Source organism: Dolichospermum sp. LEGE 00246 (genome assembly GCF_015207865.1).
GTDB classification, from domain to species: domain Bacteria; phylum Cyanobacteriota; class Cyanobacteriia; order Cyanobacteriales; family Nostocaceae; genus Dolichospermum; species Dolichospermum heterosporum.
In genome coordinates, this window is sequence record NZ_JADEWA010000236.1 from 1 (window position 1) to 8,358 (window position 8,358).

Here is an 8,358-nt window from a genome sequence, read left to right on the forward strand (position 1 = left end):
CCCTCTTGCCTATAAATAATATCTAACAGTTGTGACAATACGATTTTTCTTAGTTCGTAAAGCATTCTTTAAAAACAAAGTGGTTTGATTATGTAAGACACTATCCCACCAATTACGAGGTACAAAAACTGGGATAATCACAGTTGTAAAAACATCTGGATGAAGTTCTTTAAACTGAGTAACAAAATCCACAATTGGGTCAATTACAGAACGATAGGGAGAGTCAATAATTTCCAAAGGAATATCCGATTGGAGATTTTGCCATTTTTCTTGAAGTTTTTCCCGGTTTGTTGAACCAATATCCACGTGAACAGCCACAATTTCATCAGCAATTGTCCGTGCGTAGTCTAAAGCTTCTACTGTACCTCGGTTCAGTTGTCCGACCACGACTACCGCAGGGTGAGTGATAACCGCTGGTTTGGGAATGAAGATATAACTGCGGGGTGCTAGATCTTCAATACTCAGACGTTGGGCTACATATTGATAATGTTGATGAATGGCTGCAAATAAAGCCACCACTAACGGAATTGCTACTACAACTAACCAAGCACCTAAGATGAACTTTGTAGAAATGATCACGAACAATACAATGAGAGTAGCGAATGCTCCCAATCCATTCATAAGTGCGCTTGCACGCCAATTACTAGTTTGTCCTTGAAACCAGTGACGAACCATGCCAGCTTGGGAAAGGGTAAAAGAAGTAAATACACCCACTGCGTAGAGAGGGATAATGGCGTTAACTTCACCTTTGAAAATAATGGCTAAAATTCCCGCACAACTACTGAGGAGAATAATACCATTGGAGTAGACCAAGCGATCGCCCAATAGAGACAACTGACGGGGTAAAAATCCATCTCGTGCCAGAAAATAACACAGTCTAGGAAAATCCGCGTAACTGGTATTCGCAGCTAACATCAAAACCAACAGGGTAACAATTTGCAGAAAATAGTAAATAGGTCCTGTCCCCAAAATTACTCTTCCCAAGAGGGAAACTACTGTTTGTCCATCTTCGGGAACAATATGATAAATGTTGGCTAGGTAAGTGATACCCACAAACATAAATCCCAAAATCACCCCTAAATACAACAGAGTTAGCCGAGCATTTTTCCATTCTGGGGCTTTAAAAGCTAATACCCCATCAGATATTGCTTCCACCCCCGTCAATGCTGTACATCCCGCCGAAAAAGCCCGTAAGATGAAGAATAAACTTATTCCTTCCGTAGCAGGAAGAGTAGGATATGCTGCCGGAACTTGCCCAGTGCTATATTTAAACAGCCCAATGCCAATTAATAGAAAAATACTCACAATAAAGGCAAAGGTCGGCACCATAAACAACTGTCCTGATTCCTTGACACCTCTAAGATTTGCCAGCATTAATAAGAAAATGAAAATCAAACACAGAAGCACTGTGTGAGATTGGAGTGCAGGAATTGCTGATGTTAAAGCCGCTGTACCCGCAGATATACTGACAGTGACAGTTAAAATATAATCAATCATCAGCGAACCACCAGCCACTAGTCCTGGATAAAGACCCAAATTTTCTCTAGCGACAATGTAAGAACCACCACCATTAGGATAAGCACGAATGGTTTGCCGATAGGAAAGAACAACTATGCCTAAAAGGGCGATAATTGCGATCGCAATGGGTAGAGACAAGCCGAGAGCGCCACTTCCTGCTGCCAATAAAACGAGCAAAATTTCTTCTGTTGCATAAGCCACAGAGGAAAGAGCATCAGAAGAAAGAACCGCCAAAGCTGCCGCGTTGCTCAATCGTTCTTCGCTATGGGCGCTGGTTGGTAAAGATTTACCGAGGAAAAATTGCTTAATTTGAGGGTAGAAGGACATATAAAGTCCGCTTGGAAAATATGTTAACTAGGACTCAGTTGAGAATAAACTCAAACCTGAGTTTACAGAATATAGTAATTTAGGCAGATTTGTAACAAATTAACCATTACATTTTAGCCTAAAATTTTGCTAACAAAAACAAGCCTCTTTAACTACCACTCGATGGTGGAGAAGATAGAAAACACTAAATGAACAAATACTCAACATTTGTTAAATTATTAATTAATATTCACTAATACACCATGACGAGCAGCGAACTGGAGCGATACTACAGAATCTTAGAATTAGAGCCAGGGGCTACACTCGAACAAATAAACCAGGCTTATAAAGATTTAGTGTTTGTTTGGCATCCAGACCGTCTCCCCAAAGACAATCCGCGCTTACAACACAAAGCCCAGGAAAAGCTGAAATTATTTAATGAAGCTCGTGATAAACTGCGATCTTTACGGGATAACCAGCCCACCCGCGCTTATTCTCCAGCGCCTCAAGCCAATAAACCATCATCTACATACTCCTATCCACCACACACAACTTATCAACAACCACAGCCAAATTCAGATTTAAGCGGTAAAGATTTTAGTCGTGCTAATTTGAGTAACCGGGATTTATCAGGCAGAAATTTGAGCTATGCTAATCTAAGCGGGTCTAATCTTAGTGATACCTTTATGCACAAGGTGATTCTCAGAGGTGCGGATTTGTCAGAAGCTAATTTATTTAGGGCTAACTTACTCTTAGCAGACTTAAGAGATGCCAATTTACGCTCGGCTAATTTGATTGGTGCGGATCTTAGCGGTGCTGATTTGCGGGGCGCTGATTTGACAGGAGCGAGAATTCGTTCAGGCGATCGCCTGCTGGTAAAATTGATTGGAGCTAAATTAGCTGGAGCCATCATGCCTGATGGTATAATTCATACCTGAAAACAATCCCAATAGGTAATAGGCAATAGGCAATAGTAAAGAAGTTTTCAGGGATTTTACGTTTCTTTACAGAGTTTGGTTTTATTCTGTGAACCCACTTAGGGCTTGCTGATAGCGTAGCGTGGCGTTAACCCTACTCCTGAATGGGAGCAGTCCCTGCGCCCCTACCTCCTAGCGTGGCGTTAGCCATACTTCTAGCCCTCACAGACAACTTTTTCAGCAAACCCTACTTAGTCATAGCCATTAAAATTAATAATATAGCCATAATCCATAATATGTGAGAGAATCTACTTCCTGCTCTTTGACTCCCGAAGTCAAGTTTACATAGAAAATAGGAATGCTGTATTCACGAAATTTAATGATCAATGTGGCTTCCTTCTCAGGTTATATATTTGAATAGGCAGAAAATTTTAAGTAGAACTAATACTTATTAGTCAAAAACTTCTAAATTCCTGTACTATTGACTATTGACTGGTAATTGTTAAAAATAATTTATTTTAGTTCTATTAATGATCATGAACATTGCAATTATTGGCTGTGGTTATGTAGGTTGTGCAGTTAGCAAATATTGGCAGTCAAACAGTAATTTCATGCTGACTGCAACTACCACTAGCCCAGAACGTATCCCTACTTTAGAAACAGTAGCACAAAGAGTCATTGCCACATCAGGTAATAATCTAGAAAGTTTGAAAGCCGTATTAAAAAATCAAGAAATCCTTTTATTAAGTATCGGGGCAAAAAATGCAGATTCTTATGAAGAAACTTATGTAGATACTGCGAAAAATCTAGTTTCTCTCTTACCCCAATTTCCTCATATTCACCAAGTCATCTATACAGGTAGTTATTCAATTTATGGAGACAGAAATGGTGTTTGGGTAGATGAAGAAAGCCCGCCAGCGCCAGCTAATCGCAATTCTCAACTACTCAAAAAAACAGAAGATATATTATTATCAGCAAACAATGAAAACACCCGGATTTGTATTTTACGGTTAGGTGGTATTTATGGACCGGGTAGAGAACTGGAAAAAATCTTTGGTAGAGCCGCAGGAACAACTCGTCCTGGAAATGGAGAAGATATCACCAATTGGGTTCATGTTGACGATATTGTTAACACCATAGAATTTGCTCGTGAGCATCGCTTACAAGGCATTTATAATCTTGTAGATGATAGTCATCTGACAAATAAAGAATTACTTGATAATGTGATGGCAAAAAACAATTTACCTAAAGTTATTTGGGATGCAGATAATAAAAACATCCGCCCATATAATGCCTGGGTATCCAATCAAAAGCTTAAAGATGCTGGATATAAATTCCTTCACCCGCGAATAATTTTTTAGCCCCCATTCCCAATTATAGGAATCCGGTTTGATTCTGTGAATTTACTTGTGTGGTCAGGGAACAGGGAACAGGGAACAGGAAAGACAGAATTGATACCTACTGAGTCTTGTATGGCTACGCCACGCAGGCTATCAAAAATCAAATAGGAGTCCTATATCATCATGTCATCAGCTACAGTCAACAACGGAACAGCATTGCCAACCCAGTATTATTCTTGGCAAAACTATCGCTGTGCTTACGAACTTCATCAACCTCTCAATTCGCCAGCAACAGGCATTCCTTTACTTTTAATTCATCCTATCGGTGTAGGTTTATCACGGCAATTTTGGCAACGATTTTGCCGAGAATGGTATGATAAAAATAACCAAAATTATATCTACAATCCCGACTTATTGGGATGTGGTGAAAGTGATATGCCAGCCTTAGCACATACACCAATTAACTGGGCAAAACAGCTACAATACTTTTTGCAAACTGTAATTAAACAACCCGTTATTATCGTAGTTCAAGGGGCTTTATTACCAGTTGCTATTGAATTAGTGAAACTGGAAAAAGACCTAATTGCCGGGTTAGTATTATCTGATCCTACCTCTCGTCCAGTTATTACTAAAAATGCCCCCAAATGGCAACAGAACTTACTTTGGAGTATTTTTACATCTCCCATAGGTAATGCCTTTTTCCGCTATGCCCGTACCCGCAAATTTTTACATTCTTTCTCATCTGAAAAATTATTTGCACTCAGTGAAAACGTTGATGATGAATGGTTAAACACTCTTATAGCAGATGCTAAAAATATGAATGGGCGCTATGCTGTATTTGCTTTTTTAGCCAGATTTTGGCAAAGGGATTATAGTCATGATATTGCTTCAATTCCTCACCGCACATTATTAGTTGTGGGAGAAAAAGCTCGCGGCATTAGTAAAGAAAGTAAACCAGAAACTCCCGATGAAAGATTAGCATATTATTTGAATTGTTTACCTCAAGGTCAGGGAGTCAAAATCATTGGCAAGAATGTTATGCCCTATGAGTATACTCAAGCATTTGTTGAGGTAGTATCACCATTTATAGCTTCTATTTCCAGTTACATTTAAAATGGCGTTGCTGAATTGAGGTATGAAATTCCCAAATTGAATCTTTAAAACTCAAACCTCAGTGCGTGATTGCGCCTTTGCGTGAGACTAAAATTCATACCCTTAATCAGCAACGCCCATTTAAAATTTCATTATTTATGCACAGTAGGAGTTAAGCTGATTAAATCATCAATATTTCGTTTCATAGTCGTGCAAATTGCCTCTAAAGGTAAATCATTTTCGTCATAACCAAAGGGATTTTCAATTTCTAACCCAATGGCTTCAATACCTAACAACGTAAAGCTAACCAAAGCAGAAATTAACCCAGTCCACCAGTCAAGACTCTGGACGATTTGAAATGGCAATAGGAAGCAATACAGCAATAATAATTGTTTGAGGTGAATAGCATAAGCCAGCGGCATTGGTGTTCTTAAAATTCGTTCACAAGAACCTAAATTATCTACCAATATATTTAATAGTTCCTGCATAGATGTCAGTTGATAACTATTAATGCAATTACGATGATATTGCTGTTGTAAATAATCGCTAATCCAAAAGGCAATCTCTAAAGGCGGATTATTGATAATCTTCAGAGTGATGTATTTAGAATCTGGCATTAATGCTTCTAAATCACTATTTATAGGTTCACTTCGTAAATGTAGTTTTGTCGCTATGCCAAAAGCCACAAGTAAGTTTAAAGCCTCAATTTTATGATCTTTATCTTCTGGTTCTTTCTCATCAATAGATACCCAAATTTGTCGAGCTAAATTACGGATAGTATTGACTATTGCCCCCCAGCATTTTCTCCCTTCCCAAAAACGTTCATAGGCTGTATTAGTACGAAATACTAATAACAAACCCAAAACGATGCTGGGAATAACAGTCCCTAAAATTGGTTGGGAAACGGGAATTTTCAGATGATAAAGTATGGAAATTAAAACTCCAAAACCACCACACAAAAGCACCCGTTTGTAAATCGCCGCAATGACGGACCCTTTTATTTGTAAAGCACTTTCAAACCATGACAGTCTTTTCTCTAACATATAGTAATACGGGTGGGATATAAACTTTTACAAAATGACACATATCAGCTTTTGCTTTACCCCTACCTTTAGAATCAAACTATCCAGCCGTTTTGAGGATAAAATTCTTTGTTAACTGGGATAACTAGTCCTTCTTTCGCCATAATTGCACCAGGAAAACTCGCACAAGCATCTTCACCGACACGATCTAAATAATCATCATTGTGGTCTGGATCATGATGGTAAATTACTAAGGTTTTCACATTAGCAGCTTTAGCAACTTTTATAGCTTCTTGCCAAGTGGAATGTCCCCAACCAATTTTAGGGGATTTGGGATTACTGTATTCTTCATCAGAATAGGTAGAATCATAAATGAGTACGTCAGCATTGCGAGCTAACCACAAGACATTTTCATCTAAATGATCAGGATAATGTTCAGTATCCGTGATATAAACAGCAGCACTACCTCGCCAATTAACTCGATATCCTACTGCTTTACCGGGATGATTTAAATGAGCGGTTTCTATAATAATCTCATCAATATTGATGGGCTGTCCGATTTGCACATTGTGAAAAGTCAAATTAGACTGCATAATCTGTAATGGTACAGGGAAGTTAGGATGCAGCATTTGGTCATTTAACTGCTGTTCTATAGTAGAACCATCTGGGGCGATCGCTCCATAAATATCAAATTTATTACCACTAATAAAAGCTGGGGTAAAAAAGGGAAACCCTTGAATATGATCCCAGTGGGAATGGGTAAAAAATAAATGCCCCTCTACTGGCATTTGGGACAATAAGGATTTACCTAAGATGTGCAATCCTGTCCCCGCATCAAAAATTAGTCGTTTACTGCCCACCTGCATGGAGACACAAGGAGTATTACCTCCGTAGCGGACTGTATCTAGCCCTGGACTGGGGATGCTGCCCCTAACGCCCCAAAACTGCACATTAAATTGGTTTTCTATCCTGGACATGGGTATTGTTGGCTGGCTAGACTGAGCAAAGGAATCATGAAAACACAGGACTTCTTATTTATTTAAGTGTATGCTATCTTACAAACTTTATTACTGGAAACAACATACTCGGCTTTCAGAATTGCAAGCACTTTGGCTTCAATGTCATTATTAGACTCCTACATTTACTTAAGTAATAGCTAGTCAAAATCCAGTAAAGTCACTGAAAATAATTTTTTCTAGCTGAGATGAAAATGCCTGAACCTAGGGAAATTCAAATTCCCACCCAGATAGCTGATTAAGTCCATGCCCATAAGTCAAATTATATTGTAATGGAGTAATACTGATATATTTTTTTTGAATGGCATGAACATCAAGGGGAATGTGGGTTGGTAAGTTTAGTTCTATAGGTGGTTCTACATCTTCGATCACCTCTCCAGTTAACCAGTAGTAAGTTTTACCTCTGGGATCAGTTCGTTTATCAAAAACATCTACGTAACGTCGTACTCCTTGTCTGGTAAAAGTAACTCCAGCTATTTCTTCCCAAGATAGGGGGGGGACATTGACATTCAGTAACATCAATTCTGGCAGTGGTTGGGCGGCAATTTTAGCAACCAGGATTTCGGCAAATTTAGCCGCTGTTTGAAAGTCTTTATGAGTATGACTGGTTAAACTAAAAGCAATACTAGGAATACCTTCAATGACTCCTTCCATTGCGGCAGAAACAGTCCCAGAGTAGAGGATTTCTGTCCCTAAATTTGCCCCTTGGTTAATTCCAGATAGCACTAGATCTGGTGGAGAATCTAATAAAGCCCATAATCCCAATTTTACACAATCTGAAGGCGTACCATCACAAGCCCAAGCTTTAATATGAGGATGAAAAACAGATTCTACTATTTCCGCGCGAATTGGTTGCAGTAAAGTTAATCCGTGTCCTGTTGCCGATCGCTCTCGATCTGGACAAACTACTGTCACCTCATGACCCGCTGCTGCTAAAGTGTTGGCTAGGGTACGAATACCCAAAGCAGAAATTCCATCATCATTGCTAACTAGTAATTTCATTTGTTAGTTGTTAGTTGTTAGTTGTTAGTTGTCAGGAAGAAGGCAATAGGCAATAGGCAATAGGCAATAGAATAGGCAATAGGCAATAGGCAATAGAATAGGCAATAGGCAATAGGCAATAAATATTCTCCCTGCCCCCTGCCCC

The 8,358-nt window shown here is 39.1% G+C and carries 7 protein-coding genes; 3 read left to right on the top strand and 4 right to left on the bottom strand.

What is annotated here, in order from left to right; all coding sequences use genetic code 11:
- Positions 1-9: 9 nt before the first annotated feature.
- Positions 10-1,845 (bottom strand): APC family permease, encoded by a 1,836-nt coding sequence (locus IQ228_RS15640; protein ID WP_193963466.1) that lies wholly within the window; start codon positions 1,843-1,845, stop codon positions 10-12.
- Between the two features lie 242 nt (positions 1,846-2,087).
- On the opposite strand from IQ228_RS15640, the gene IQ228_RS15645 reads away from it, so the two are divergent.
- The 3 genes from IQ228_RS15645 to IQ228_RS15655 all read left to right on the top strand — a co-directional run bounded on the left by IQ228_RS15645 (position 2,088) and on the right by IQ228_RS15655 (position 5,194).
- On the top strand, positions 2,088-2,762 hold the full coding sequence (locus IQ228_RS15645; RefSeq protein WP_168467449.1) for a pentapeptide repeat-containing protein: 675 nt from the start codon (positions 2,088-2,090) through the stop codon (positions 2,760-2,762).
- 515 nt (positions 2,763-3,277) lie between these two features.
- Complete coding sequence (locus IQ228_RS15650; RefSeq protein WP_193963467.1) at positions 3,278-4,102, top strand: SDR family oxidoreductase; 825 nt, start codon at positions 3,278-3,280, stop codon at positions 4,100-4,102.
- Positions 4,103-4,264: 162 nt separating this feature from the next.
- Positions 4,265-5,194, top strand: a complete 930-nt coding sequence (locus IQ228_RS15655) for an alpha/beta fold hydrolase (RefSeq protein ID WP_193963468.1) — start codon at positions 4,265-4,267, stop codon at positions 5,192-5,194.
- Between the two features lie 131 nt (positions 5,195-5,325).
- Here the strand turns inward: IQ228_RS15655 and IQ228_RS15660 are convergent, their stop codons facing one another.
- The 3 genes from IQ228_RS15660 to surE all read right to left on the bottom strand — a co-directional run bounded on the left by IQ228_RS15660 (position 5,326) and on the right by surE (position 8,213).
- On the bottom strand, positions 5,326-6,216 hold the full coding sequence (locus tag IQ228_RS15660; protein ID WP_193963470.1) for a bestrophin family protein: 891 nt from the start codon (positions 6,214-6,216) through the stop codon (positions 5,326-5,328).
- A 74-nt stretch (positions 6,217-6,290) separates the two neighbouring features.
- Positions 6,291-7,172: an MBL fold metallo-hydrolase gene (locus tag IQ228_RS15665; protein ID WP_027400771.1), complete on the bottom strand. Its 882-nt coding sequence runs from the start codon at positions 7,170-7,172 to the stop codon at positions 6,291-6,293.
- Positions 7,173-7,415: 243 nt separating this feature from the next.
- Complete coding sequence (surE, locus tag IQ228_RS15670; protein ID WP_027400770.1) at positions 7,416-8,213, bottom strand: 5'/3'-nucleotidase SurE; 798 nt, start codon at positions 8,211-8,213, stop codon at positions 7,416-7,418.
- Between the last annotated feature and the right edge of the window lie 145 nt (positions 8,214-8,358).

Coding starts and splice junctions, on each gene's coding strand:
- IQ228_RS15650 (WP_193963467.1), top strand. CDS start 3,278: ATGAACATTGCAATTATTGGCTGTGGTTATGTAGGTTGTGCAGTTAGC.
- IQ228_RS15660 (WP_193963470.1), bottom strand. CDS start 6,216: ATGTTAGAGAAAAGACTGTCATGGTTTGAAAGTGCTTTACAAATAAAA.
- IQ228_RS15665 (WP_027400771.1), bottom strand. CDS start 7,172: ATGTCCAGGATAGAAAACCAATTTAATGTGCAGTTTTGGGGCGTTAGG.
- IQ228_RS15655 (WP_193963468.1), top strand. CDS start 4,265: ATGTCATCAGCTACAGTCAACAACGGAACAGCATTGCCAACCCAGTAT.
- surE (WP_027400770.1), bottom strand. CDS start 8,213: ATGAAATTACTAGTTAGCAATGATGATGGAATTTCTGCTTTGGGTATT.
- IQ228_RS15645 (WP_168467449.1), top strand. CDS start 2,088: ATGACGAGCAGCGAACTGGAGCGATACTACAGAATCTTAGAATTAGAG.
- IQ228_RS15640 (WP_193963466.1), bottom strand. CDS start 1,845: ATGTCCTTCTACCCTCAAATTAAGCAATTTTTCCTCGGTAAATCTTTA.